We start from the raw sequence: 25,425 nt of genomic DNA, 5'->3' as shown, positions 1-25,425 counted from the left end.
CAGATCGGCGAGCAATTGCCGCCACGGATGTCCTCCGGGGTGTTGACGTGCCCAAGTGATCCGATGAATATTCGCTGTGTGCAGGAAGCGATCTTCGGGGAGGGCGGCGGAAACATGCGGCGCAACAGGCTGGGAAACAGCGCGGTCGAGATCACCGAGCTGTCCTTCGGAGCGGCCGCCATCGGCAATCTCTTCAGCGCCGTGGAGCCCGCGCAGGCCGCGGCGGCCGTCGACGCGGCCTGGGACGAGGGCGTGCGCCACTTCGACACCGCGCCGCACTACGGGCTCGGACTTTCGGAGCGACGGCTCGGCGAGGCGCTGCGCGCCCGGCCCCGCGACGCGTACGTGCTGTCCACCAAAGTGGGGCGGGTGCTCGACCCGCTGCCCGACGGCGGGGCCGCCGCGGCCGAAGGGCTCTCCGAGGGCTTCGCCGTCCGTGCGACGCACCGCAGGCGCTGGGACTTCAGCGCCGCCGGTGTCCGCCGGAGCATCGAGGACAGCCTGGAACGCCTCGGCCTCGACCGCATCGACATCGCCTACCTCCACGACCCCGACGACCACGCGGCGGCCGCCTTCGGCGAGGCATACCCGGAACTGGAGAAGCTGCGGGCCGAAGGGCTGGTCGGCGCCATCGGGGCCGGAATGAACCAGACCGCGATGCTCACCCGCTTCGTCGTCGAGACCGACGTCGACGTGGTGCTCTGCGCCGGCCGCTACACCCTCCTCGACCAGTCGGCCCTGAGCGACCTGCTGCCCGCGGCCGCCGCCCGGGGCCGTAGTGTCGTCGTCGGCGGCGTCTTCAACTCCGGCCTCCTCGCCGACCCACGCCCCGGCGCGACGTACGACTACGCCGCCGCACCGCTGAACCTCCTGGACCGGGCCCTGCGCCTGAAGGCCGTCACCGAGGGCCACGGCGTGCCGCTGCGCGCCGCCGCCCTGCACTACCCGCTCAGCCACCCGGCGGTCGCCGGTGTGCTCGTCGGCACCCGGTCACCCGACGAGGTGCGCGACGCCGCCGCCCTCCTCCGCCACGAGATACCCGACGCCCTCTGGGACGACCTGCGCGCCGAGGGCCTGCTGACCGGGAACGGACACTGACATGCGGATCGCCCTGCACACCAAGGTCCGTGCGGACCGCATAGCCGCGTACGAGGCCGCGCACCGTGAGGTCCCGGCCGAACTGACCCGGGCGATCCGGGCGGCGGGAGCCACCTCCTGGACGATCTGGCGCAGCGGCACCGACCTGTTCCACGTCATCGAGTGCGACGACTACGCCCGGCTCCTCGCCGAACTGGAACAGCTTCCCGTCAACGTCGCGTGGCAGGCCAGGATGGCCGAACTCCTCGACGTCGCGCACGACTACTCGTCGGACGGGGCCGAAGCGGGCCTCCCGGTCGCCTGGGAGCTGTGAGATGACCGGACGCCCCCGCATCGTCGATGCCCACCACCACGTGTGGGACCTCTCGGTACGCGACCAGGACTGGATCACCGGCGAGGAACTGGCCCCCCTGCGCCGCGACTTCACCCTCGCCGACCTGGAGCCGGAAGCCCGGGCCAACGGCGTGTCCGCGACCGTGCTCGTCCAGACCGTCACCCTCCCGGAGGAGACCCCCGAGTTCCTCGCGCTCGCCCACGGCAGCGACCTGGTCGCCGGCGTCGTCGGCTGGAGCGATCTCACCGCCCCGGACATCGCCGGGACCCTCGCCGCCCTGCGCGAGCTCCCCGGCGGCGACCGCCTCGTCTCGCTCCGCCACCAGGTGCAGGGCGAAGCCGACCCCCGATGGCTGCTGCGCCCGGACGTACTGCGCGGACTGGCCGCCGTCGCCGACGCCGGACTCGTCTACGACCTGGTGGTCCAGCCCCACCAGCTGCCCGCCGCCGTCCGCGCCGCCGAACTGCTGCCCGGGCTCACCTTCGTACTCGACCACGCGGGCAAGCCGCAGATCGCCGCCGGGCTGCAGCAGCCCTGGGCCGACGATCTGCGGGCGCTCGCCGCCCTCCCCAACACCGTGTGCAAACTCTCCGGCCTGGTCACCGAGGCGGACCCGCACGACTGGACCGTCAAGGACCTGCGCCCGTACGTCGGCACGGTCCTCGACGCCTTCGGGCCCGGCCGGCTGATGTTCGGCTCGGACTGGCCGGTGTGCCGGCTGGCGGCCACGTACACCGAGGTCGTCGAGACCGCGCTCGCGCTCCTCGACGGCCTCGCGGACGACGAGCGGGACGCCGTCCTCGCCACCACGGCCGAGCGCGTGTACGGCCTCCGGTAGGCGCCGGGGCGCGGGCTGCGGCAGGCTGGGAACCATGCCCGAACTGCCGGAAGTCGAAGCCCTGCGGGTCTTCCTCGACGACCACCTGGTCGGCGGGGAGATCGACCGTGTCCTGCCGCTCGCCATCAGCGTCCTCAAGACGTACGACCCACCGCTCACCGCCCTGCACGGCGAAACGGTCACCGGCGTCCGGCGGCACGGCAAGTTCCTCGACATCGCCGTGGGCCCGCTGCACCTGGTCACCCACCTCGCCCGGGCCGGCTGGCTGCACTGGAAGGACAGCTTTCCCGCCACCCCGCCGCGCCCCGGGAAAGGCCCCCTGGCGCTGCGGACCGTGCTCACCGGCGGCGACGGCTTCGACCTGACCGAAGCGGGGACCACCAAACGCCTCGCCGTGTACCTGGTGAACGATCCGGCCGCGATCCCCGGCGTGGCCCGGCTGGGGCCCGACCCGCTCGACGCGGCCTTCGACCGGGACGCGTTCGCCGCGCTGCTCGAAGGCGAACGCCGCCAGATCAAGGGCGCCCTGCGCGACCAGTCCCTCATCGCCGGTATCGGCAACGCCTACAGCGACGAGATCCTGCACGTCGCGAAGATGTCACCGTTCAAACTCACCGCGCACCTCACGGACGACGAGATCACCCGGCTCCACACGGCTCTGCGCACCACACTGAACGACGCCGTCGCCCGCTCCAGCGGACTGGCGGCGGGACGCCTCAAGGCCGAGAAGAAGAGCGGCATGCGCGTCCACGGTCGCACCGGTCAGGCCTGCCCGGTCTGCGGGGACACCATCCGTGAGGTGTCCTTCAGCGACTCCTCGCTCCAGTACTGCCCGACCTGCCAGACCGGTGGCAAGCCGCTGGCCGACCGGCGGCTCTCCAAGCTGCTCAAGTAGCGCGCCTCAACGGGTGAGCCGCAGCAGCGGCCGCCCCGCCGCCGTACGCACCTCGAAGCGGGCGATGTCCCCGGGGCGCAGGGCCGCGCCTCCGCCGAGCCGGAGCGGCGCCTCGTCCGGACCGGCCGACGACCAGGTGGCGACGGTCTCCTCGTCCCCGTCCCGCCCCACCGCGACCAGCGAGCAGACCCCGGACTCAGGGACCCCCGACACCTCCAGCCCGACATCGGCACCCCACTCGCGCGCCCCCGCCGTCACGACGGCCGTCATCCCGGAACCCCGGTCCACGGCCGCCCACCGCCCGCTGCCGGACCCCCCGCCGGGCACCACGAACGGCGCCCCGGCCGCCAGCACCACGGCCGCCGCCCCCAGGACCAGACGCCGCCGCCGCGTCCTGCGCCGCCCCGCCACCACCACCTCCGTGGCCCGCCGCACCAGACCGGGACCGGCGCGCGCCACAGGGTCGACGCCCGGGGGCGTCAGCCGGGCGTACCGCCGGAGCACGGCCGTCACCCCGCCGAACTCCACCACGGCGCCCGCACACAGGGGACAGTCCTCCAGATGCTCCTCGAAACGGAAGGCGTCGGCGGCGCCGAGCACACCCAGGACATAGGCGCCGACATCGCGACGGTGTTGCGGGCTGCACATGCCGTCCCGTACGGAAACAGCCCGTGAATCACTCAGCACCGCAGCTCCGTAACCCCCGTACAGCCCCTAAACTCCGGCCTCATGCTCCGCGTACTCGCCGTCGACGACGAAGAACCCGCCCTGGAGGAACTCCTGTACCTCCTGCGGGCCGATCCCCGGATCCGCAGCGCCGAGGGAGCCACCGGCGCCACCGAGGCGCTGCGGCGCATCGGCGGTGCCGTCGAGGCCGGTCCGGACGACCCCGCCGCCATCGACGTCGTCTTCCTCGACATCCACATGGCGGGCCTCACCGGACTCGACGTCGCCCAGCTGCTGGCCGGCTTCGCCGCGCCCCCGCTCATCGTCTTCGTCACCGCCCACGAGGGCTTCGCCGTGCACGCCTTCGACCTCAAGGCCGTCGACTACGTCCTCAAGCCGGTGCGCCGCGAACGCCTCGCCGAGGCGGTGCGCCGCGTCGCCGAACAGGTCGGCGGCCGCTCCGCACCCGCGCACGACACCGCGCACGACCAGATCCCCGTCGAGCTCGGCGGTGTCATCCGTTTCATCCCGATCGACGACATCGCGTACGCCGAGGCCCAGGGCGACTACGCCCGGCTGCACACCGCCACCGGCAGCCACCTCGTCCGGGTCCCGCTGACCACCCTGGAGGAGCGCTGGCGCACCCGCGGATTCGTCCGCATCCACCGCCGCCACCTGGTGGCGCTCGGCCGGATCGACGAACTGCGCCTGGACGCGGGCGCCATGAGCGTGCGCATCGGTACGGCGGAACTCGCCGTCAGCCGCCGCCACACCCGTGCGCTGCGCGATCTGCTGATGCGGCAGACCGGCCGCTGACCAGCGGCTACCCGCGCCCGGACCCCTTCCCAGCGGGGTCGGGTGCTGCGTACACTCCGGCCCCATGTCCGCAGAGCCAACGCCCCGGCGTGAAGTGGTGACGGGGGAGCCCCGCCGGGTGCGTCCGCTGCCGCGCTACCGCACCCAGTCGGAGATCGACGAGCAGACCGCGCTCGGCGGCGCCTACGTCCGCTCGCTGATGCGCAGCCAGCTGCGCGCCGGACTCACCGCGTTCACCGGCCTCGCCGTCGTCGTCGGCACCCTGCCCCTCGTCTTCGAGGCCCTGCACAGCTCGGCCGTCGTCTGGGGCGTCCTCGGCTTCGCCGCCTACCCGCCGCTGACGCTGCTCGCCTGGTGGTACGTGCGCCGCGCCGAGCGCAACGAGCGCGACTTCGCCCGGCTCGTGGAAGGCCGCCCCGCACCATGAGCCGCACGTACGCGGTGGCGGCCGTCGCCACCGTCGTCCTCGCCACCGTCCTCGTCGGCGGGTTCGGGCTGCGCATCTCGCGCACCACCTCCGACTTCTACGTGGCCTCGCGCACCGTACGGCCCCGGCTGAACGCGGCCGCGATCAGCGGCGAGTACCTCTCCGCCGCCTCGTTCCTCGGCATCGCGGGCCTGGTACTCGTCCACGGACCCGACATGCTCTGGTACCCGGTCGGCTACACCGCCGGGTATCTGGTGCTGCTCGTCTTCGTGGCAGCCCCGCTGCGCCGCTCGGGGGCGTACACCCTGCCGGACTTCGCCGAGGGGCGGCTGGAATCCCGGCAGGTACGCAGACTCGTCAGCGTCCTCGTCGTCGGTGCCGGCTGGCTCTATCTCGTCCCGCAGCTCCAGGGCGCCGGGCTCACCCTCAAGATCCTGACGGGGGCGCCGGGCTGGCTCGGTGACGTCCTCGTCGCCTCCGTCGTCGTCCTTGCCGTCGCCGCGGGCGGGATGCGCTCCATCACCTTCGTCCAGGTCTTCCAGTACTGGCTGAAGCTGACCGCGCTCCTCGTCCCCGCCATCTTCCTGGTGCTCGCCTGGCAGGGCGACGGACGGCCCCGCGTCACCTTCGACGAGCAGCTCTCCGTCTTCCGCGCCGACCATCCGCTGTACGCCACCTACGGGCTCATCGTCGCCACGTTCCTCGGCACCATGGGCCTGCCGCACGTGGTCGTCCGCTTCTACACCAGCCCCAACGGCCGAGACGCCCGCCGCACCACCGTCGCCGTCCTCGCCCTGATCGGTGTCTTCTACCTGCTGCCGCCCGTCTACGGAGCCCTCGGCCGGCTCTACGCACCCGAACTCATCCACGGCGGAGACGCGGACGCCGCCGTGCTGCTGCTGCCCGGCCGGGTCATCGGCGGGCTCGGCGGCGACCTGCTCGGCGCGCTCATCGCCGGCGGCGCCTTCGCCGCGTTCCTGTCGACGGCCTCCGGACTGACCATGGCCGTGGCCGGCGTCATCACCCAGGACGTCCTTCCCTCGCGCGGCGTACGGCACTTCCGGCTGGCCACCGTCCTCGCCATCTCCGTCCCGCTGGCCGGGTCGCTGATCGTCAGCCGGGTACCGGTCGCCGACTCGGTCGGGATGGCGTTCGCCGTGTCCGCGTCCTCCTTCTGCCCGCTGCTGGTCCTCGGCATCTGGTGGCGCCGGCTCACCCCGCCCGGAGCGGTTGCGGGACTCGTCCTGGGCGGCGGCTCCGCGCTGCTTTCCGTCGCCATCACCGTCAGCGGCGCGGTGCGGCCCCCCGGCTGGCCGCACGCCCTGCTCGCCTGGCCCGCCGTCTGGTCCGTCCCCGTCGGCTTCCTCGCCATGATCCTGGTCTCGCTCGCCACCCCGGGCCGGATACCCGCCGGCACCAACGCCGCCATGACCCGATTCCACCTGCCCGAGGCACTCACCACCGGGAGGCACCGGTGACCGGGGCCGGATACGCCGTCATCGTGCTCCTCGTGCTCCTGCTGTTCGGCGGCGGCCTGCTGACGGGCCGGCGCACCGCACGCCCCGTCCGCACCAGCGACGTCGGCACACCCGTCGAACACGCCACGTTCGAGACCCTGCACACCGCCTCGCTCGCCGCACCCCCGCTGCGCGCCGGGCTGACCGAGGAGAGCGCCCGCAGATCGTCCCGCCGCCTGCGTTCGCTGCTGGGCACCGACGCCCTGTGCCTCACCGACCGGGACCGGATCCTGGTCTGGGACGGCGAGGGCGACCACCACGGCCGGCACATCATGGACCAGGTCCGGGACGTCCTCGCCACCGGCCGCGACACCGCGTTCCGCAGCGAGTGCGACGACCTGGACTGCCCGCTGCGCTGGGCCGTCGCCGTGCCGCTCACCGTCGACCACCGGGTCCTGGGCACCCTGATCGCCTACGCCCCGCGCGAGTCCGCCGTCCTGGCGAGGGCCGCGGGCGAGGTCGCGCGCTGGGTCTGCGTACAACTGGAACTCGCCGAGCTCGACCGTTCGCGCACCCAGCTCATCGAGGCCGAGATCAGGGCCCTGCGCGCGCAGATCTCCCCGCACTTCATCTTCAACTCACTGGCCGCCATCGCCTCGTTCGTCCGCACCGACCCCGAGCAGGCCCGCGAACTCCTCCTGGAGTTCGCCGACTTCACCCGCTACTCGTTCCGCAGCCACGGCGACTTCACCACCCTCGCCGACGAACTGCACTCCATCGACCAGTACCTGGCCCTCGTCCGGGCCCGGTTCGGCGAACGCCTCTCGGTCACGCTCCAGGTCGCCCCGGAGGTGCTGCCCGTCGCCCTGCCGTTCCTCTGCCTCCAGCCCCTGGTCGAGAACGCCGTCAAACACGGGCTCGAAGGGGCCGTCACCTCCAGCCGTATCACCATCAGCGCCCTGGACGCCGGCTCCGAGGCCGAGGTCGTCATCGAGGACGACGGCACCGGCATGGACCCGGAACGCCTGCGCCACATCCTGCGCGGCGAAGGCGGGAACTCCACCGGCATCGGCCTGCTCAACGTCGACGAACGGCTCCGCCAGGTGTACGGGGACGACTACGGGCTCGTCATCGAGACGGGCATCGGCGCCGGCATGCGCATCACCGTACGGCTGCCGAAGTACCGCGCCGGGGTGCACGGTTCCTGAAGCGGTGGCGGGCGACCCCTCAGTACAGGTGGATGGAGAGGTGCCCCAGCGGCAGTCCCAGCTGCCATGCAGGCGTCCAGACCTGCGCGGCCGCCCGCTCCTCCTCCGCCTCCCCGGAACCGTCGGCCGGCTCCCACGCCGGCGGACCGAGCGCCTCCAGGTCCGCCGCCAGGAGTTCGGTGTCCTCCAGCCACCGCCAGGCCGCACGGGCCAGAGCCAGGTCCGGCCCGGTGTCGCCCGCCTCCGCCAGCGCGTCGAGCCGCGAGCAGACCCAGCCGCGCCACGGGGCTCCGTACGCCGTCAGCAGCCGCAGCTCGTCCACCCGGGCGGACGGCAGGGACCCGGCCACCGCACCGTCGGAGAGGAACACGGTCAGGGCGAGCGCATCGCGCCCCGCCCGGTACTCCAGCGTCGCCGGCTCCATCAGTTCGCCGGTCCGCAGCAGTTCGTCGGCGATGTACTCCGCGTACATCCAGGCCATCGGGATCATCAGCCCGCCGTCACTGGATCCGTCTTGACGTTCCGGACGCATCCGGTCTCGCCCCATTCCGTTCTCGGTACGGCCCTACACGCAGCATTGAACCGGGGGAGCGCGCCCCGCGTGGCCAGAAGGACAGGATCCGTCGGACCCGATCCGTCACAGATACGAGGTTGCGATGACCGGCCACCCGGAGGAGGGACCCCACATGCGGCAGCTGCTCGGCGCCTACGTCCTGGACGCGCTACCGGCCGCGGAGGCGCGCACCGTCGCCCGGCATCTCCAGAGCTGCGAGCACTGCGCCGCCGACTACGCGGCGGTCGCGGAGGCGGCGGCCCTGCTGCCGCTGCTCACCGAGGAGGACCTGCTCGAATAGCCGGGGAGGTTACGGGAGAGCAGGCGCAGGGCGTAGTAGGAACGGGACTTCACCGTGCCGGCGGGTATCCCGAGCACCTCGGCGGTCTCGCCCACGCTCAGCCCCCGGAAGTAGATCTGGACGAGTACGGCCCGGTGCTCGGGGCTGAGGGTGCGGACCGCCTCGCGCACATCGAGCGCGGACGCCGTGGACTCCGCGGTGTCCTCCCGGCCCGGAGCGCTCTCCAGCACGGCGTCGCTGACCTCGGCCGGCCGGGCCAGCCGCGACCTGCGGGCGTCGATCGCCAGCCGGCGGCCCACGGTGAACAGCCACGGCCGCATCGACTCGTAGGGTCCGTCGAAGGCCTCCGGGTGCTGCCAGGCCCGCACCAGCGTCTCCTGGAGGAGATCCTCCGCCCGCTGCCGGTCGCCGAACGTCAGACCGAGCAGGAAGTGGAACAGGGCGGGTCCGTGCTCACGCTGCAGATCCGCGAGTGCCCGGTCATCGGTCGTCGTCGTGGTCATGGTGCACGCCCTTCCCCGCGGAGGTCCCTGCCGCCTCGCTGCTGACTGGCGTATACGAACGCATTCACGCCCCGGGGAACAGGACAAACGCGGCCCCGTGCGACGAGCGGTCGCACGGAGCGGCGAATGGTGCGGTGAACGGTCGGGCGGCGGCGCGGGAGAGGGGCGTTACGGGACGACGGTGACAGGCCAGCGCCCGGCCTTCACCAGACGTACGGCCACCGAGCCGATGAACCGGTGCCCCGCCGACTCGGACGCGCCCACCACGACGGCGTCCGCCTTGAGCTCGTCCGCCGCCGTCACCAGCCCGTTGTACGGATCACCGCGGAAGGTGTGGAACTCCCAGCGCACATCCCATATGTCCTTCATCCGCTCGGTCGACTCCCGGATCTCGTTCACCAGGCTCTCCGCCACATCCCCCGTCGCATCGCCGACCGGCGCACCGAGCGCGGCCCCCGCGGTCAGCACGGGCTGGACGTAGACGAGGGCGAGCATGGCCCGCTGCCGGCGGGCGAGACCTGCGGCATACGCGGCGGCGCGCATGGAGGAATCGGAACCGTCGAGGCCCGCGACGATCACTTTCGGGCCGTCTGTGCCACGTTCGAACTGGTGGGGCTGCTGGTCTGTCACGGCAGTGAGGCTATCGGCTCCTTCGGACGACCCTGTCCCGGGCTCCCGAGTGCCCCGGCGCGCTGCTGCCGGATGCGCGGACGCGCTCCCTCCATTGGGTGCAAAACCCTCCGTGACCGGTGTCGTTGAGAGGGGTGACAGAGCGGATGTGCGAGCAGTTGGTCATGAAGAATGATCAGATGCCGCCGATGCGCAGAACGCTGCTGAGGCTGGCGGCCGGGCTGGGCGCCGCCACTGTCGTGCGCCTGGTCGCGGCGGACTCCGCGGGCACCCCGTTCCGGCGTCCCGCGCCGCCGTCGGCCGTCGCGGCCGGTCCGCAGGTAGCCGCCCTGCGGACCCGGCCGCTGGCCTACCGGCTGCGGCCCATGACCGCGGACAACCCGCCCCACTACCGACCGGCGACGCCACCGGTCCGCACCCGGCCCTTCGAGGAACTGCCGGACATCGGCCGGGCCATGGTGCTGAGCTTCGACGACGGACCCGACCCGCTCTACACCCCGCACATCCTGGACACGCTGCGCAAGCACGACGTACGGGCCATGTTCTTCCTCTGCGGGGAGATGGCCCACGACAACGAGGACCTGGTCCGCAGGATCGCCGACGAGGGGCACACCGTCGGCAACCACTCCTGGACCCACCCGCTCGTCACCAAGCTCTCCCGGTCCGGCGTCACCGACGAGCTGGGCCGCACCAGCGAGGTGATCGAGAAGATCACCGGCGCTCCGCCGCTCTGGTACCGGGCTCCTTACGGGGCCTGGAACCGGAACTCGTTCGAGATCGGGGCGGCGATGGGGATGGAGCCGATGGCCTGGACGGTGGACACCCTGGACTGGACCGTGCCGGGCACCGACAGCATCGTCCGCCGGGTCAGGGAGGGAGCGGGCCCCGGGGTGGTGGTGCTCTCGCACGACGCGGGCGGCAACCGTTCGCAGAGCGTGGCGGCGCTGCGCCACTACCTGCCGGAACTGCTGGACGACGGGTACCGGATCACGGTGCCCCAGCGCCGCTGAAGCGGGGGACGGCCGCTGCCGGGGACGGTGTCCGTCCCCGGCAGCAGGCGTGAGCAGGCCTCATCGACCTCTGCGGGCCCCGTGGGCGTCAGTGGCCTCAGCGGGTTTCGACCAGGCGGGCGAAGGCCACCACGTTGCCGTCGTAGCCGTTGGCCTTCGTGTATCCACCGCCGCAGGTGATGACCCGCAGTTCCGCCTGTCCCGTGTCGCCGTACACCCGGGCGCCGGGGAAGTCGTTCTTGGAGAACACCTCGACCCCGTACACCTCGAACACGGCGATCCGGTCGTCACTGCGGGTGACCTCGACGCGGTTGCCCTTCTTCAGCGAGCCGAGTCCGTAGAAGACGGCGGGTCCCGCCTGGTTGTCGACGTGACCGACGATGACGGAGGTGCCGAGCTGACCCGGCGCGATGCCGTTCTGGTACCAGCCGGCCAGGTTGGGGTCCTGCGGGGGCGGTGTCTCGATCCAGCCGTTCGCGTCGAGGTTCACGTCGACCACCGGTGCGTCGACCCCGATCGAGGGGATGGCAACGCGGGCGACGGGCGCGTACGCCAGCGGCTTCACGGTCGGTCCGGCCACCGGCGCCCCCGGGGCGACCTTCTGGTGCCCCACCGACGTGGCGGCGACCGGCTGCGGCGGCCCGGGTGAGAGGTCCGCGCCGTTCCGCATCAACGCGAGACCGGTGAGCATCGCCAGCGCGAGTGCGCCCCACGGTGAGTGCCTGATCCGTTCTGGGCGCCAGTTGTCCCGGCCCATGGTTCTCCCTTCGTCGCGACGAGGGGAACGCTAGGCGCGGGTCGGCCGGGCGGCATTCAGGGAAGCGCGAACGGGTGGCGGCGATCCGGCGGGGTGCTTATCGGAGTAGCGGCCGGATAAAAGTTCTGACGGTCTGTGACCTGCGGGTCCATCAGGTTCACGGGTGTTCGCCCGGTGTGTCGGATCACCGGGGTGGAGCAGTCCCGAAATGCGGTGGATCAAGGATCTGGTGAGGGTTCGTCATGGGAGGCGTTCTCGTCGATCCATCCCGGTGCACAGGGCTCCGGGGCGCTTCCCACTGGAGGTTCGAACGATGCGTGCTACACGCGCTCTCGTTGTCGCCGCGACCGCCGTCGCCGCTCTCGGGCTCGGTGCCCCGATGGCCGCAGCAGGTGGAGACGTCGGGAACGGCCAGAACAACGGCAACAGCCAGAACGACTGGAACGACCCGGGCGACTGGGACAACGGCAACGGCAACGGCAACGACAACGGCGGAAACGGAGGGAACGGAGGGAACGGCGGAAACGGCGGGAACGGCGGGAACGGCGGAAACGGCGGGAACGGCGGGAACGGCGGAAACGGCGGGAACGGCGGGAACGGCGGAAACGGCCGCAACAACGGTCCGAACAACGTGACCGTCGACCCCGAGCGCGTCCACCAGGGCGCGGCCATGCAGGTCAGTGCCGAAGGGTGCGGCCGGGGCGGCAGCGTCTCGTCCAACGCGTTCCGCACCACGAGGCTTTCGGCGGGCCGGGTCGGCCACGCCCGGGTTCGGATCTTCAACGACGCGACTCCCGGCTCCTACAACCTGACGGTGCGCTGCGACGGCACCGACCGGACGGCCGGACACCGCTTCACCGTGCTCAACAGCCGCGGCGCGCAGGGCGGCTTCGGCGGCTCGATGGCCGCGAGCCCGGCGGAGATGGGCGTCGGCGCGGGTCTGGTCGCCTCGGCGGCCCTCGGCGGAGGCATGTACGTCATGCGCCGCCGGAGGATGAGCCATGGGGCGATCTGACCGTAAAGACGCACCCACCGGCCCGATAACCGAAGTCGCCCCGAGTCCTCCAAGAGGACCCGGGGCGACTTTCGTTCCGCCGGCGGTGCCGGTCAGTGCGAGCGGTTCTCCTTGCGCCGCCGCACCACGAAGACGGTGCCGGTGGCGGCTGCCACGGCCAGCGCGGTGCCGGCCACGATCTCGCCGGAGTCCATGCTGTCGATACTGCCGCCGAGACCGCCCTGCACACCGGCCGGGGAGGCGGTGGACACCGCGGAGCTCGTCGAGCTCGTGGTGGGTGTGCTGGTGGCGGCGCTGATCGTGAGGTTCACCTTGGCCGTGGAGACCGGCGAGGTGTTGCAGGTGAACGTCACCTCATAGGCGGCGCCGGGCTTGGCGTCCAAATCGACCGTCGCCCGGCCGGTGCCGCCCTGGGGGATGCTGACGGTGTCGAACACCCCCGAGGACGCCGTGGCCGTGGTGGAGCAGGCCCTGGCCGCCAGGGTGACCTGGCCGCCGGGCGCGATCACCGAAGGCGTGACGGTGTATCCGCTCCCGTTGTTGGACGGTCCGCCCGTGGTAGCGGCATACGCGGTCACGGCCGGGGCGGTCAGGGCGAGTGCTGCGGCGCCGAGCAGAGCGACGGGTGTGACACGTATTGCGCGCATGGTGAATCCTCCGGGTCCCCGAGGAGCAGCTGCGGAACGGATTTCCACAAAGCGTCAGAAATGCACCTCGATGCGGGCAACGCTAGAAGTGGTGCAATTCGCCCGCGATCGGGGTGCGCCGCTCGGGGCACCGCTGTCCCCCGAGCGGCGCACCGCCCGGGGGAGAGGCCCGCTATCCGCCGGCCGCGCCGGGGAACAGATCCAGGAACGGCGCGGCGGTCGCCGAGATGCCCCGGCCGAAGGGGGAGTCGAAGTCCCAGATGAGGAAGAGGAGGAAGGCGATGAGCACGCTGAAGAGTCCGGCCAGCAGGAGCTCGCGGAACGTCCGGCGGATCTGCAGGGTGAAGATCAGCCCCACCGTCACCAGCGCCCCGGTGATCAGCCCGAACCAGACGACGCCCGGCATCGTGGCCCCTGCGCTCTGGCCTCGTGCGTTGCGGGCGTCGTCCGCCGCCGCGACCTGGTCGACCAGCGGCTGGTAGGCCTGCCCCTCGTGGTCCGTCTTCGGCCGGTAGTCCGTGACGTCGGCGCGTACCCGGTCCAGGAGCGCTCCGCCCCGGTCGCTGAGGGTGCCGTGCTCGCTCATGGTCCGCCATTCCTCGTGCACGACGTAGCTGACGTAGGCGTCGACGTCCGCGCGGATCCGGGTACGGACCTCGACCGGATAGACGGACGAGCGCGCGCTGACCTCGTGCAGCGCCTGAGCCTCCTGGCGTACGTACTCCTGGGCGGCGCCGCGGCCCTCCCAGACGCCCGCGATGGCGAGGCCCAGCACGATCGCGTAGACCACCCCGATCATCATCGTCATGTACTCGATGACGTCAGGTGTCTCGGACGGGTCGTCGTCCTCGGGAAGGCGGCGGTTGTTGAGTACGGCGATGGTCAGCACGACGGTGCTGGCCGCGGCCATGGCGAGGGTGAGAACCAGCCATTCCGACATGGGTGCCTCCGGAGGTCATCGGGAACGGGGCCGCAGTACGGCGACGGCGAACACTGCGGGGGCTGTGATCATCAAAGTGAGCGTGACCAGGGAGGTTTGGCGTTCGAGGGTCTTCCGTACGGGTCTGCGGTACGAGGGAAGCGCCACGGGCGCGGGTGGCGCCGGGCGTGCGGACGGGGTGGGGGACGGCGACGGAGTGGGCGCCGGGGGCGGCTCGGGAGGTGGAGCGGGAGCGGGCGGAGGTGGAGGGGGAGCGGGAGCGGGCGGAGGTGGAGGCGGCGGCGGAGGGGGCGGTGGTGGAGGTGGCGGAGGTGGCGGGGGCGGGGGCTTCGGTTTCGGAGCCGGCGGGGGAGTGGGCTCCGGCACCGGCCCCGCAAAACAGCTGCCGTTGCCGCTGTCGGCCACCGCCGTACCCCCGTCACCGTCACCGATCGAGGCGTACGCGCAGCTGTCGGCCAGCGCGGGCGTCGGGGCGGTAAGCAGCCAGGTGAGTGCGACGGCCGCGGTGAGCCGGCCGATGAGTGATCCGTACACGACGGGGAGCATGTTCCGGGCCGTGGCGGGGCACGCCGGACAGCCCTGGGATTCGCCTGATGGAGGGGACCTGAGGCACTCGGTGTTTGAGGCTTCGGAAGAATCTGCGTACGCATTGAACAAAGAACGGCCCGGCGCCCGTATCCACTGCCATGAACGGCGCGAACCCGCGTCGCAACTGGCGGAAGTACCACGGGAGTTGACATGAACACCTGGCGAAACGCCTCGCTCGCGGTCGCCGCGGCGGCCCTGTTGGCGCTGACGACGGCGTGCGGTCAGGACAAGGGCGGCGAGTCCCCCGAAGGGCAGAACGTGGGCAACGCGAGTCCGGCCGGGCAGGCCGCCGACAGCTACGGATCGGACAGCGGCTACGGCGCGACGACGGAGACCGCGTCGGCGAAGCAGGCCGGTCAGCTCGCGGTGTGGGACAGCAAGAAGCTCGGCAAAGTCGTGACGGACAGCGAGGGATTCACGCTCTACCGATTCGACAAGGACACCGCCGGCCCGCCCAAGTCGAATTGCGATGGCGACTGTGCGAAAGCCTGGCCGCCGGTGCCCGCAGGCAATGTCACGGCCGCCGCCGGAACGGATGCCGCTACGGTCGGGAAGGTCACCCGGGCCGACGGTACGCAGCAACTCACACTGGCCGGCTGGCCGATGTACCGGTATGCCAAGGACGCCGGCCCGGGCGACGCCCTGGGGCAGGGAGTGGGCGGAACCTGGTTCGCCGCGGCGCCGGACGGCAAGAAGGCGGCGGTGAACGCGGACGGTCCCTCGGGTACGGAACCGGCCGACCTCGCGGGACTCTCGGTGCGCAAGGATCCGAAACTCGGCGATATCGTCGTGGACAAGCGCGGCATGACGGTCTACCGGTTCAAGAAGGACGTCGCATGGCCGATGAAGTCGGCCTGCACCGGCGCCTGTCTCTCGAAGTGGCCGGTTGTCGCACCGGTCGGGAAGAATGATGTGAAGGGCGTCACCACGAAGGGTTTCGTCACCTTCGACCGGCCCGACGGACTCAAGCAGCAGGCCATCGACTGCTGGCCCCTCTACACGTTCTCCGGGGACGTCAAACCCGGTGACACCAACGGTCAGGGGGTCGGGGGCACCTGGTACGCGGTCTCTCCCCAGGCCAAGTTGGTCGGTGCGCCGAAGTAGTTCCCACGCGGTCTTCCGGTGCCGTCCCGTCGCCGAATGTCACAGGCAGCGACGGGGCGGTTGCACATGCCACGGGTGTGTGACCAATAACGGACCGCTAATTTCCGTTTCCGCTCGCTCTCCTGGCGGTGGGTCAGTAGCCTCTGGTCAATACTGACCATGAACATGGCCGGATCCCCGAGGCGACTTGTTGGAGACATCGATGGAGCGTCCCGCCTGGGCACCGCAAGGCATTGACATTTCGGTGCCGAGCGTGTCCCGAATGTACGACTTCTATCTGGGCGGCTCGCACAATTTCGAGGTGGACCGGGAAGCGGCTCGCAAGGCCATGGAGTTCATGCCGGGACTTCCCAAGATCATGCAGGCGAACCGCGCCTTTATGCGGCGCGCCGTACGCTTCGCGCTCGACGAGGGCGTCACGCAGTTCCTGGACATCGGCTCCGGGATACCGACCTTCGGAAACGTGCACGAGGTCGCGCAGGCGCTCGACCCGCAGGCGAAAGTGGCCTACGTCGATCATGATCCCGTCGCTGTCGCACACAGTCAGGCCGTACTCGAAGGCAACGACCGCGCGGTGATCGCCGCGGCCGACCTGCGCCGGCCGGAGGAGATCCGCGACCACCCCGAGGTCTCCAAGCTCCTCGACCTGGACCGTCCTGTGGCGCTGCTGCTCGTCGCCGTCCTCCACTTCATCGAGGACGCCGACGACCCGCAGGCGGCCGTCGCCGCGCTGCGCGACATCCTTGCTCCGGGAAGCCTGCTGGTCGTCACCCACGCCTCGTACGAGGGGGTTCCCGTGACGCGGGAGGAGGCCGGCGGTGCGGTGGGCGTGTACAAGGACATCCGCAACCCGCTGGTCATGCGCTCCGGCGATCAGGTCGGCCGGTTCTTCGACGGCTACGACCTGGTCGAGCCCGGACTGGTGCCGATGCCGCTCTGGCGTCCCGAGGCTTCCGGCGCGCAGGAGAACGAGGACCCGTACGCCTTCGCGGGCTTCGCCGGAGTGGGACGCAAGGCGTGAGCATTCCCGCCCAGGCGTCCGGAGCCCCGGACGCGGAGCCCGACGGCCCCGAGGACCGGCTCCGGAGATTCGCCACGATCTGGAGCCGGGCGATCTTCCCGTCGACGGCCACCTCCATGACCCGGCCGGAGTTCGAGCAGCATCTGCTGCCGCTGGCCCGCGCGCTGAGCGACACGCTGCACGCCCGCCCGTTCGACCCGGCAGCCGCAGGCGCGGTGGGCACGGCACTCGTCGCGGCGCACTGCACGGATCCGGACGCGCTCAGCTCCACGCTCGGCGTCGTCGACTCGTACCTGGTGCTCTACTGCGGCAGCAACGGACCGGTCGCGCTCTCGACCGAGGACAGCCGGTCCCGCAGCGCACGGATCCAGCACGCGGTCGCCGGCGGCTTCTCCCAGGCACTGCGCGAGCGGACCCTCGCCGAGCAGGAGGCCATCGCCCGCTCGGCGCTCTCCGCACGCTCCCACGCCGAACAGGCGCTGCACGCGACGGAGGCGCGCTTCAGGGCCGTCTTCAAGGACGCGGCCATCGGCATCGGTATCGCCGACCTGGACGGCAACCTGCTGGAGATCAACGACACCCTCACCCGGATGTTCGGCGGTCTGGAGAACCACGTCCTGAGCCACCGCCTCAACGAGTGGGTCCACCCGGAGGACACCCCGCAGGTCTGGAAGTACTACAACGAGTTGGTCCGCGGCGAACGCGAGCACTACCGGGTCGAGAAGCCGTACTACCGCAACGACGGCACCGTCCTGTGGACCAATCTGACGGTGTCGCTGCTCCGTGACTCCGAGGGCCGGCCCGAGTACCAGCTGGCCCTGATGGAGGACACCACCGAGCGCCGGCTCCTCAATCTGCGGCTGCGGTACGAGGCCACACACGACGCGCTCACCGGCCTGCCGAACCGGACGCTCTTCCTGGAGCGGCTGGAGAAGGCGCTCTCGGCGGGCGACGGGAGCCGGTTCGGCCTCTGCTACCTGGACCTGGACGGCTTCAAGGCGATCAACGACAGTCTGGGCCACGCGTCGGGCGACCGGCTGCTGGTCGAGGTCGCGGACCGGCTGCAGAGCTGCGCGACCGCACCCGGTGAGATGGTGGCGCGGCTGGGCGGCGACGAGTTCGTGGCGCTGACCACCGGACCGGACACCGCGGCGGAGGTCGACGAGCTGGCGTGCCGGCTCCTGGGCGTACTCGCCGCGCCGGTCCGCCTCGACGGGCGCGAGCTGACCGTCCGCGGTTCCATCGGGGTCGTCGAGGGGCCCGCCGGTGAGCGCAGTGCCGCGGAGGTGCTGCGCAGCGCCGACATCACGATGTACCGGGCCAAGTCCGCGGGCGGCAACCGCTTCGAGCTCGCCGACGCGGAGGCGGACGCCCGCGCGATCACCCGGCACGGCCTGACCACGGCGCTGCCGGCCGCACTGGAGCGCGGTGAGTTCTTCATCGAGTACCAGCCGCTGGTGCACCTGGACGACGGTTCGGTGCACGGCGCGGAGGCCCTGGTGCGCTGGTGCCACCCGCAGCACGGGGTGCTGGGGCCCGACCGGTTCATCGCACTCGCCGAGCACACCGGGCTGATCGTGCCGCTCGGCCGCTGGGTGCTGGAGGAGTCGGTGCGCCAGGCAAACTTCTGGCAGGAGCGGCACACCGACGGCGGCCCGCTGCGGATCAACGTCAACCTCTCACCCGCCCAGCTGCACCACCCGCGGCTGGTCGCGGAGACCGTCGACGTCCTGGAGCGTTCCGGGCTCGAAGCGGGAGCACTGTGCCTGGAGGTCACCGAGTCGGCCCTCATCGGGGCGGACGAGGACCTGCTGAAGCCGCTGCGGCAACTGGCGGAGATGGGCGTCGACATAGCGCTCGACGACTTCGGTACCGGGTACTCCAACCTGGCGAACCTGCGGCGGCTGCCGGTGAGCGTGCTGAAGCTGGACCGGTCCTTCACCCAGGGGATGCAGCACCATCCGGCCGACCCCGTCGACCTGAAGATCGTCGAGGGCATCGTGTCGCTCGCGCACAGCCTGGACCTGGCCGTGACCGTGGAGGGCGTGGAGACGAGGGCGCAGGCGGAGCAGCTGCGGCAGCTGGGCTGCGACACCGCCCAGGGCTGGTACTACGCGCGCCCCGGCGCGCCGGACCGGATCCACTCCCTGCTGCTGGCCGACGCGGTGTGAGTCCGGCGGACGCCGCGCCCCCAGGTCCGTCCTCAAGCGCCGGACGGCCCTGAGGGCACGGCGTCCGCCCGGCTGGCCAGGAGCACCCGCTGCAGCTCCCGTGCCGCCCGTGGCGGAGCCACGTCGCTGCGGTGCGCCAGCGCGATCGTGCGGCGCAGTCCCGGCCGCGCGAGGGGTGTCGTCCGCAGATCGTGTCCGGCCCGGGTGGCCACCATGCTGGGGACCACCGCCACCCCCAGGCCGGCCCGGACGAAGCCGAGCACGGCGTCCATCTCGCCGCCCTCCACCGTGAACGACGGCTCGAAGCCCTCGGCGCGGCAGGCGGCGACCGTCAGCTCCCGCAGGTCGTAGCCGTGCCGGAACATCACCAGCGGCTCGCCCTGAAGATCCGCGATCCGGACCGTGCGGCCCCGGCCGGGCCGCGGGCCGTCCGCCGAGGAGACCACCACCAGATCCTCCTGGAGCAGTTCGACGGTGGTCAGCGCCGGTGAGGCCGCGGGCAGCGGCAGCACCACGAGGGCCAGGTCGAGTGCGCCGCGCGCCAGTTCACGTACCAGGTCGTGCGAACCGCCCTCCTCCAGCAGCAGCTGGATCCCCGGGTGCAGGTCGTGGAAGTCGCGCAGCACATCGGGCAGCAGCCCCGTGCAGACGCTGGGCGTCGCACCCAGTCTGACCCGGCCGCGGCGCAGCTGGGCCAGCTCCTGGACCTCGTGACGTGCGGTGTCGGCGTCGGCCAGGATGCGCCGGGCGAGCGGCAACAGGGCCTCGCCCGCGTCCGTCAGCGTGATGTTCCCCCGGGCCCGGCTGAACAGTTCGGCGCCCAGCTCGGTCTCCAGGGCCCTGATCTGCTGGGAGAGCGAGGGCTGCGAGACGTGCACCTCCTCCGCGGCGCGGGTGAAGTGCCGGGCCTCGGCGACCGCCACGAAGTAGAGGAGCTGCTGGAACTGCATGCGCCCAGCCTACCGCCCTCGATAGAGCATGCCTATGGACATCAGGTACTCCATGTCTTGGACTGATCGGGTCCTTTGGCCCTAGCGTCGTGTTCATGGCATTGGCAACACGGACGGACCGGCGGCCGTCCATGACGCGCACGCTCTGGGACTCATCCGTCGGCAAGAAGACGATCATGGCCGTGAGCGGTCTGATCATGCTCCTCTACTTGGTCGTCCACATGGTCGGCAACCTGAAGATCTTCTTCGGTTCCGACGAGTTCAACGGCTACGCGCACTGGCTGCGCGTGATGGGCGAGCCGTTCCTGCACCACGAGTGGGCGCTGTGGATCGTCCGTGTCGTCCTGGTCGCCGCGGTGGTCCTGCACGCGGTGTCCGCGTACCAGCTCAGCCGGCGCGACCTCAGGGCGCGACCCACCAAGTACGTGCACAGGAAGCCGCGCGCGAGCTACGCCACGAACACGATGCGCTACGGCGGCATCATCATGGCGCTGTTCATCGTCTGGCACATCCTGGACCTGACGACCGGGACCGTGCACTCGGGCGGATTCCAGTCCGGGCATCCGTACCAGAACGTCATCGACACCTTCTCCACCTGGTACGGCAACGTCATCTACATCGTGGCCATGCTCGCCATGGGGCTGCATGTCCAGCACGGGTTCTGGAGCGCGGCGCAGACCCTCGGTGCGGGCCGCGCGACCCGCGACCGCGTCCTGAAGACCACCGCCAACGTCCTCGCGCTGGTGCTGACCGTGGGCTTCGTCTCGGTACCCGTCGCCGTCATGACCGGAGTGGTGAGCTGACATGAACGACTACACGGACTACGCGACCGGCGCACCGGTCACCGACACCAAGGCGCCCGCCGGCCCCGTCGCCGAGCGCTGGGACACCCGCCGCTTCGAGGCGAAGCTGGTCAACCCCGCCAACCGCCGCAAGCACACGGTCATCGTCGTCGGCACCGGCCTGGCCGGCGGTTCGGCCGGTGCGACGCTGGCCGAACAGGGCTACCACGTCGTCCAGTTCTGCTTCCAGGACTCGCCCCGGCGGGCCCACTCGGTCGCTGCCCAGGGCGGCATCAACGCGGCGAAGAACTACCGCAACGACGGCGACTCGGTCCACCGGCTCTTCTACGACACCGTCAAGGGAGGCGACTTCCGCGCCCGCGAGTCCAACGTCCACCGCCTGGCCCAGATCTCCGTCGAGATCATCGACCAGTGCGTGGCGCAGGGCGTCCCCTTCGCCCGCGAGTACGGCGGCCTCCTCGACAACCGCTCCTTCGGCGGCGTCCAGGTCTCCCGCACCTTCTACGCACGCGGCCAGACCGGACAGCAACTGCTCCTCGGCGCCTACCAGGCGCTCTCCCGGCAGATCGCGGCGGGCAATGTCGAACTGCACCCCCGTACCGAGATGCTCGACCTGGTCGTCGTCGACGGCAAGGCCCGCGGCATCGTCGCCCGCGACCTGGTCACGGGGAAGATCGACACGTACTTCGCCGACGCGGTCGTGCTGGCCAGCGGTGGATACGGCAACGTCTTCTACCTGTCGACCAACGCGATGAACTCCAACGCCACCGCCATCTGGCGCGCCCACCGGCGGGGCGCGTACTTCGCCAACCCGTGCTTCACCCAGATCCACCCCACCTGCATCCCGCGCACCGGCGAGCACCAGTCCAAGCTGACGCTGATGAGCGAGTCGCTCCGCAACGACGGCCGGATCTGGGTGCCGAAGGCCAAGGGCGACGACCGTCCCGCGAACGAGATCCCCGAGGACGAGCGCGACTACTACCTGGAGCGCGTCTACCCCGCCTTCGGCAACCTCGTGCCCCGCGACATCGCCTCCCGCGCCGCGAAGAACGTCTGCGACGAGGGCCGCGGCGTCGGCCCCGGTGGGCAGGGCGTCTACCTGGACTTCGCCGAGGCCATCGAGCGGATGGGCCGCGCCGAGGTCGAGGAGAAGTACGGCAACCTCTTCGACATGTACGCGCAGATCACCGCGGAGAACCCGTACGAGACCCCGATGCGGATCTACCCCGCCGTGCACTACACGATGGGCGGACTCTGGGTCGACTACGACCTCCAGACCACCGTTCCGGGCCTGTTCGCCGTCGGCGAGGCCAACTTCTCCGACCACGGCGCCAACCGGCTCGGCGCCTCCGCGCTGATGCAGGGCCTCGCCGACGGCTACTTCGTCCTGCCGTCGACCATCAACGACTACCTGGCCCGCAACCCGCACCACGACGAGGTCGACGCCTCCCACCCCGCCGTGGAGGAGGTGGTCGCCGAGACCGAGGACCGGCTCAACCTATTGCTGGCCGTCGACGGCGACCGCACCCCCGACTCCTTCCACCGGGAGATCGGTGAACTCATGTGGGAGTACTGCGGAATGGCCCGCACCGCCCAGGGCCTGCGCAAGGCCCTCGACCGGATCCCGCAGATCCGCGACGAGTTCTGGCGCCGCATCAAGGTCCCCGGAACGGGCGACGAGTTCAACCAGTCGCTGGAGAAGGCCAACCGCATCGTCGACTACCTGGAGCTCGCCGAGCTCATGTGCCTCGACGCCCTGCACCGCGCGGAGTCCTGCGGAGGCCACTTCCGCGAGGAGTCGCAGACCGCGGACGGTGAAGCCGCCCGCCGGGACGAGGAGTTCTCGTACGCGGCGGCCTGGGAGTTCGCCGCCACCGGCGAGGCCCCCGTCCTGCACAAGGAAGACCTCGTCTTCGAGTACGTCCACCCCACTCAGCGGAGCTACGCATGAAGCTCACCCTGCGCGTCTGGCGTCAGAAGAACGCCGGAGCCCCCGGCGCCATGTCCACCTACGAGGTGGAGGGAATCTCGCAGGACATGTCGTTCCTGGAGATGCTCGACACCCTCAACGAGGAGCTCATCCTCGAAGGCGACGACCCCGTCGCCTTCGACCACGACTGCCGCGAGGGCATCTGCGGCGCGTGCAGCCTCGTCATCAACGGCGACGCCCACGGGCCGGAACGCACCACCACGTGCCAGCTCCACATGCGGTCCTTCGAGGACGGCGACACGATCGACATCGAGCCCTGGCGCGCCTCGGCCTTCCCGGTCGTCAAGGACCTGGTCGTGGACCGTTCGGCGTTCGACCGGATCATCCAGGCCGGCGGCTACATCTCCGCCCCGACCGGTACGGCACCCGACGCGCACGCGACTCCCGTGCCCAAGCCGGACGCGGACTTCGCCTTCGAGCACGCCGAGTGCATCGGCTGCGGCGCCTGCGTCGCCGCCTGCCCCAACGGCTCGGCGATGCTGTTCACCTCGGCGAAGGTCAACCACCTGGGCGTCCTGCCGCAGGGCGCCCCGGAGCGCGAGACCCGGGTCCTGGACATGGTGGGGCAGATGGACAGCGAGGGATTCGGCGGCTGCACGCTCACCGGTGAGTGCGCCACGGCCTGCCCGAAGGGCATTCCGCTGCCGTCGATCTCCGCGATGAACAAGGAGTGGCTGCGGGCGACCCGCAAGGTCCACCGCTGAGCGCTCGTGCCGGTTCCCGGTCCCGGAGGCCGCCCGCCCCCGGGACCGGGAAGTCCATACGTCTCCGGCAGGGTCAGGAGGTCACGGAGAGATCGTCCCCGTAGACCGTGCCCTGTCCGTACCAGCCGTGCAGATAGACGGTCACCGTGCCGCTCGCGCCGGTGGTGAAGGCCACCGACTGCTTGGCGTAGCCGCTCGACGAACCCCAGGTGCTCGCCGACGCGCCGCCCCGGACACCGAGGTAGCCGTAGTTCCCCTGTACCCAGCCCTGAAGCGTGTACTTGGTGTTGGGGGTCAGGGTGAGCGTCTGCGTGCACTCGCCGGTCTGCGAGGAGGTGGCCGCGGCGGCGAGGGCGTGCGTACCGCCGTGCACCGGGGTGGAGACGACATCGCCGCCGGACTCACAGGTCCAGGGACCGAGCGAGCCGGTCTCGAAGCCGCCGTTGACCAGCGATCCGGTGCCGCCGCCCGGACCGGAGACGGTCAGGGTGTACGGGGCCGAGTGGCTCAGCGTTCCCGATGCGCCGGTCACGTTGAATCTGTACGTGCCGGGTGCGGCCGACGCGGAGGCGCTGACCGTCAGCGTCGACGTGCCCCCCGCGGTGACCGACGCCGGGCTGAGGGCCGCCGTGACTCCGGCGGGCGCTCCGCTCGCCGTCAGCGCGACGGTCTTCGCGCTGCCCGAGGTGACCGCGGTCTTCACGGTGGCCGTGGCCGAACCGCCCGGTGCGACCGTCGCCGACGCGGGGGTGACGGCCACCGAGTAGTCGTCCGTCACCGGGCCGCTGCCGCCGCTCGTGAACGGGGCGAACGTGTGGCTGAAGTACCAGGTGTCCTGCGCGATGCCGGAGCAGATGTCGCTGCCGCCGGTGCCGGGGCAGCCGCCGTTGTCGCGCTGGAGTGCCCAGAACGACAGCGTGCTGACGCCCTTGGATACGGCCCAGTTGTAGACCTGGGTGGCATCGGCCGTGGTGAACGTCTCGGCCGGACCGTAGTCGTCGATGCCCGGCATCTCGATGATGCCGGTCATGCCCCACAGCTGGGCGTCGGTCTTCGACGGGTAGAGCTTGGCCAGCTGGCCCTTCAGGCCGGTGATGGCCGTCTGGGTGTCCTGCGCCATGTTGTGCGCGGCACCGTCGTAGTAGTCGAACGTCATGAGGTTCACGACATCGACCTGGGCGCCGTTGGAGACCGCGTTCTTGAGCACGGCGAGGCCACTGGCCGCGAGTCCGCCGGTCGTGGTGGGCAGGGTGTACGAGATCTGCACCGAACGGCCGTTGGCGGCCGCCCAGTCCTGGACCTTCTTGATCGCCTTGTTGCGGCGGTCGATGCCGGCGCTGTTCTCCAGCGAGTTGTCCTCGATGTCCATGTCGAGGCGGGACACGTCGTAGGTCGTGATGACCTTCTCGTACGCCGCCGCGATGGAGTCGACGCTCGTACAGCTGTCGGCGATCTCGGTTCCGCCGTTGTCGGCCGCGTAGCCGCCGAACGACGGGATCACATCACCGCCGCGCGAGCGGATGGTGGTGAAGTCGGCGCCGTACTCGGACGAGGCGATGGGGGTGCCGGCATCGCCGTTCCAGTAGGGGGTGCAGGAACCGCGGGCCTCCGTCTGGATGAAGGCCATGGTCAGGTACTTGGCGCCGGACGCCTGGGAGAGCGCGGCCGGGCTGTCGCCGTTCCACGCCTCGAAGTACGGGGCGAAGACGTGCGCGGGCAGGGGAGTGGCGGCGGTCGCGGCGGCCTGTGCGCCGGCGCCTGATCCGAGGACCAGGCCCGCGGACGCGACGACGGTGGCCAAGGCGCCGAGGACGGCGCCGACTGTTCTTGGACGTCTCATGGGGGAGCTCCCAGCGGGGTGGGACAACGGGCGGATTGCCGTGAGGCATGCCCATGATTGGTCTGGACCAGATAACTGTCAACGTTCTTTACTGTTTCATGTCCAGTCGCTGCCCTGACGCTTAACTCGTGTGATGCAGAGGGAAGTTGGGCGATGCCC

General features: G+C 71.0%; 26 protein-coding genes. 17 read left to right on the top strand and 9 right to left on the bottom strand.

Going from position 1 to position 25,425, the window contains the following annotated elements:
* Positions 1 to 114: 114 nt before the first annotated feature.
* From OG959_RS01235 to OG959_RS01220, 4 genes are read left to right on the top strand one after another with little or no spacing between them, the layout of a single operon-like run.
* Positions 115 to 1,098, top strand: coding sequence for an aldo/keto reductase (locus OG959_RS01235; protein WP_326666144.1), 984 nt, complete (start codon positions 115 to 117; stop codon positions 1,096 to 1,098).
* Position 1,099: 1 nt separating this feature from the next.
* Entirely contained in the window at positions 1,100 to 1,411 is a 312-nt protein-coding gene (locus OG959_RS01230; RefSeq protein WP_326656093.1) for an L-rhamnose mutarotase, read from the top strand.
* A gap of 1 nt (position 1,412) precedes the next feature.
* Positions 1,413 to 2,270, top strand: a complete 858-nt coding sequence (locus tag OG959_RS01225) for an amidohydrolase family protein (protein WP_326656092.1) — start codon at positions 1,413 to 1,415, stop codon at positions 2,268 to 2,270.
* Between the two features lie 34 nt (positions 2,271 to 2,304).
* Positions 2,305 to 3,165: an Fpg/Nei family DNA glycosylase gene (locus OG959_RS01220; protein ID WP_326656091.1), complete on the top strand. Its 861-nt coding sequence runs from the start codon at positions 2,305 to 2,307 to the stop codon at positions 3,163 to 3,165.
* Positions 3,166 to 3,171: 6 nt separating this feature from the next.
* Here the strand turns inward: OG959_RS01220 and OG959_RS01215 are convergent, their stop codons facing one another.
* A complete protein-coding gene (locus OG959_RS01215; protein WP_326656090.1) occupies positions 3,172 to 3,813 on the bottom strand; it encodes a zf-HC2 domain-containing protein in 642 nt (213 codons plus the stop codon).
* A gap of 81 nt (positions 3,814 to 3,894) precedes the next feature.
* Between OG959_RS01215 and OG959_RS01210 the strand changes: the two genes are divergently transcribed.
* The 4 genes from OG959_RS01210 to OG959_RS01195 all read left to right on the top strand — a co-directional run bounded on the left by OG959_RS01210 (position 3,895) and on the right by OG959_RS01195 (position 7,739).
* Positions 3,895 to 4,647 carry a LytR/AlgR family response regulator transcription factor gene (locus OG959_RS01210; protein WP_326656089.1) on the top strand — a complete coding sequence of 251 codons (753 nt, stop codon included), beginning with the start codon at positions 3,895 to 3,897 and terminating at the stop codon, positions 4,645 to 4,647.
* 64 nt (positions 4,648 to 4,711) lie between these two features.
* Entirely contained in the window at positions 4,712 to 5,074 is a 363-nt protein-coding gene (locus tag OG959_RS01205; protein ID WP_326656088.1) for a hypothetical protein, read from the top strand.
* Positions 5,071 to 6,552, top strand: coding sequence for a sodium/solute symporter (locus tag OG959_RS01200; RefSeq protein ID WP_326656087.1), 1,482 nt, complete (start codon positions 5,071 to 5,073; stop codon positions 6,550 to 6,552). The genes OG959_RS01205 and OG959_RS01200 overlap by 4 nt, the downstream gene beginning before the upstream one ends.
* On the top strand, positions 6,549 to 7,739 hold the full coding sequence (locus OG959_RS01195) for a sensor histidine kinase (protein ID WP_326656086.1): 1,191 nt from the start codon (positions 6,549 to 6,551) through the stop codon (positions 7,737 to 7,739). Before OG959_RS01200 ends, OG959_RS01195 begins: the two co-directional genes overlap by 4 nt.
* A gap of 19 nt (positions 7,740 to 7,758) precedes the next feature.
* Here OG959_RS01195 and OG959_RS01190 read toward each other — a convergent pair whose 3' ends face one another.
* Complete coding sequence (locus OG959_RS01190; protein ID WP_326656085.1) at positions 7,759 to 8,271, bottom strand: hypothetical protein; 513 nt, start codon at positions 8,269 to 8,271, stop codon at positions 7,759 to 7,761.
* A gap of 124 nt (positions 8,272 to 8,395) precedes the next feature.
* Here OG959_RS01190 and OG959_RS01185 point away from each other — a divergent pair, with 124 nt between their 5' ends.
* Positions 8,396 to 8,593, top strand: coding sequence for a zf-HC2 domain-containing protein (locus OG959_RS01185; protein WP_326656084.1), 198 nt, complete (start codon positions 8,396 to 8,398; stop codon positions 8,591 to 8,593).
* On the opposite strand, the gene OG959_RS01180 is transcribed toward OG959_RS01185, so the two are convergent.
* Positions 8,527 to 9,096, bottom strand: a complete 570-nt coding sequence (locus OG959_RS01180) for a sigma-70 family RNA polymerase sigma factor (protein WP_326656083.1) — start codon at positions 9,094 to 9,096, stop codon at positions 8,527 to 8,529. The two genes, OG959_RS01185 and OG959_RS01180, sit on opposite strands and share 67 nt — an antisense overlap.
* A gap of 168 nt (positions 9,097 to 9,264) precedes the next feature.
* Positions 9,265 to 9,726, bottom strand: a complete 462-nt coding sequence (locus tag OG959_RS01175) for a universal stress protein (RefSeq protein ID WP_148015629.1) — start codon at positions 9,724 to 9,726, stop codon at positions 9,265 to 9,267.
* 164 nt (positions 9,727 to 9,890) lie between these two features.
* Between OG959_RS01175 and OG959_RS01170 the strand changes: the two genes are divergently transcribed.
* Positions 9,891 to 10,736 (top strand): polysaccharide deacetylase family protein, encoded by an 846-nt coding sequence (locus tag OG959_RS01170; RefSeq protein WP_326656082.1) that lies wholly within the window; start codon positions 9,891 to 9,893, stop codon positions 10,734 to 10,736.
* 97 nt (positions 10,737 to 10,833) lie between these two features.
* On the opposite strand, the gene OG959_RS01165 is transcribed toward OG959_RS01170, so the two are convergent.
* On the bottom strand, positions 10,834 to 11,493 hold the full coding sequence (locus tag OG959_RS01165; protein WP_326656081.1) for a class F sortase: 660 nt from the start codon (positions 11,491 to 11,493) through the stop codon (positions 10,834 to 10,836).
* A gap of 313 nt (positions 11,494 to 11,806) precedes the next feature.
* Here OG959_RS01165 and OG959_RS01160 point away from each other — a divergent pair, with 313 nt between their 5' ends.
* Entirely contained in the window at positions 11,807 to 12,508 is a 702-nt protein-coding gene (locus tag OG959_RS01160; protein WP_326656080.1) for a hypothetical protein, read from the top strand.
* 92 nt (positions 12,509 to 12,600) lie between these two features.
* Here the strand turns inward: OG959_RS01160 and OG959_RS01155 are convergent, their stop codons facing one another.
* Together OG959_RS01155 and OG959_RS01150 are read right to left on the bottom strand one after the other, a co-directional pair.
* Positions 12,601 to 13,155 carry a hypothetical protein gene (locus tag OG959_RS01155; protein ID WP_326656079.1) on the bottom strand — a complete coding sequence of 185 codons (555 nt, stop codon included), beginning with the start codon at positions 13,153 to 13,155 and terminating at the stop codon, positions 12,601 to 12,603.
* 172 nt (positions 13,156 to 13,327) lie between these two features.
* On the bottom strand, positions 13,328 to 14,095 hold the full coding sequence (locus tag OG959_RS01150; protein WP_326656078.1) for a bestrophin-like domain: 768 nt from the start codon (positions 14,093 to 14,095) through the stop codon (positions 13,328 to 13,330).
* Positions 14,096 to 14,833: 738 nt separating this feature from the next.
* On the opposite strand from OG959_RS01150, the gene OG959_RS01145 reads away from it, so the two are divergent.
* The 3 genes from OG959_RS01145 to OG959_RS01135 all read left to right on the top strand — a co-directional run bounded on the left by OG959_RS01145 (position 14,834) and on the right by OG959_RS01135 (position 18,979).
* Entirely contained in the window at positions 14,834 to 15,787 is a 954-nt protein-coding gene (locus OG959_RS01145; protein WP_326656077.1) for an SCO0930 family lipoprotein, read from the top strand.
* 202 nt (positions 15,788 to 15,989) lie between these two features.
* Positions 15,990 to 16,808 (top strand): SAM-dependent methyltransferase, encoded by an 819-nt coding sequence (locus OG959_RS01140; RefSeq protein ID WP_326656076.1) that lies wholly within the window; start codon positions 15,990 to 15,992, stop codon positions 16,806 to 16,808.
* A complete protein-coding gene (locus OG959_RS01135; protein ID WP_326656075.1) occupies positions 16,805 to 18,979 on the top strand; it encodes a putative bifunctional diguanylate cyclase/phosphodiesterase in 2,175 nt (724 codons plus the stop codon). Before OG959_RS01140 ends, OG959_RS01135 begins: the two co-directional genes overlap by 4 nt.
* A 32-nt stretch (positions 18,980 to 19,011) precedes the next feature.
* Here the strand turns inward: OG959_RS01135 and OG959_RS01130 are convergent, their stop codons facing one another.
* Positions 19,012 to 19,929, bottom strand: coding sequence for a LysR family transcriptional regulator (locus tag OG959_RS01130; protein WP_326656074.1), 918 nt, complete (start codon positions 19,927 to 19,929; stop codon positions 19,012 to 19,014).
* A gap of 95 nt (positions 19,930 to 20,024) precedes the next feature.
* Here OG959_RS01130 and OG959_RS01125 point away from each other — a divergent pair, with 95 nt between their 5' ends.
* Genes OG959_RS01125 through OG959_RS01115 form a run of 3 tightly spaced genes read left to right on the top strand, consistent with a single transcriptional unit; the run spans position 20,025 to position 23,426 of the window.
* On the top strand, positions 20,025 to 20,732 hold the full coding sequence (locus OG959_RS01125; RefSeq protein ID WP_326656073.1) for a succinate dehydrogenase: 708 nt from the start codon (positions 20,025 to 20,027) through the stop codon (positions 20,730 to 20,732).
* Between the two features lies 1 nt (position 20,733).
* Positions 20,734 to 22,683: a fumarate reductase/succinate dehydrogenase flavoprotein subunit gene (locus OG959_RS01120; protein ID WP_326656072.1), complete on the top strand. Its 1,950-nt coding sequence runs from the start codon at positions 20,734 to 20,736 to the stop codon at positions 22,681 to 22,683.
* A complete protein-coding gene (locus OG959_RS01115; protein WP_326656071.1) occupies positions 22,680 to 23,426 on the top strand; it encodes a succinate dehydrogenase/fumarate reductase iron-sulfur subunit in 747 nt (248 codons plus the stop codon). The genes OG959_RS01120 and OG959_RS01115 overlap by 4 nt, the downstream gene beginning before the upstream one ends.
* A gap of 73 nt (positions 23,427 to 23,499) precedes the next feature.
* Here OG959_RS01115 and OG959_RS01110 read toward each other — a convergent pair whose 3' ends face one another.
* Positions 23,500 to 25,266: a glycosyl hydrolase family 18 protein gene (locus OG959_RS01110; RefSeq protein ID WP_326656070.1), complete on the bottom strand. Its 1,767-nt coding sequence runs from the start codon at positions 25,264 to 25,266 to the stop codon at positions 23,500 to 23,502.
* Positions 25,267 to 25,425: the final 159 nt, after the last annotated feature.

The organism is Streptomyces sp. NBC_00385 (assembly GCF_035917155.1).
GTDB classification, from domain to species: Bacteria; Actinomycetota; Actinomycetes; order Streptomycetales; family Streptomycetaceae; genus Streptomyces; species Streptomyces poriferorum.
Note: the sequence above shows the minus strand (reverse complement) of the source record. Positions and strands in the feature narration are given on the sequence as shown.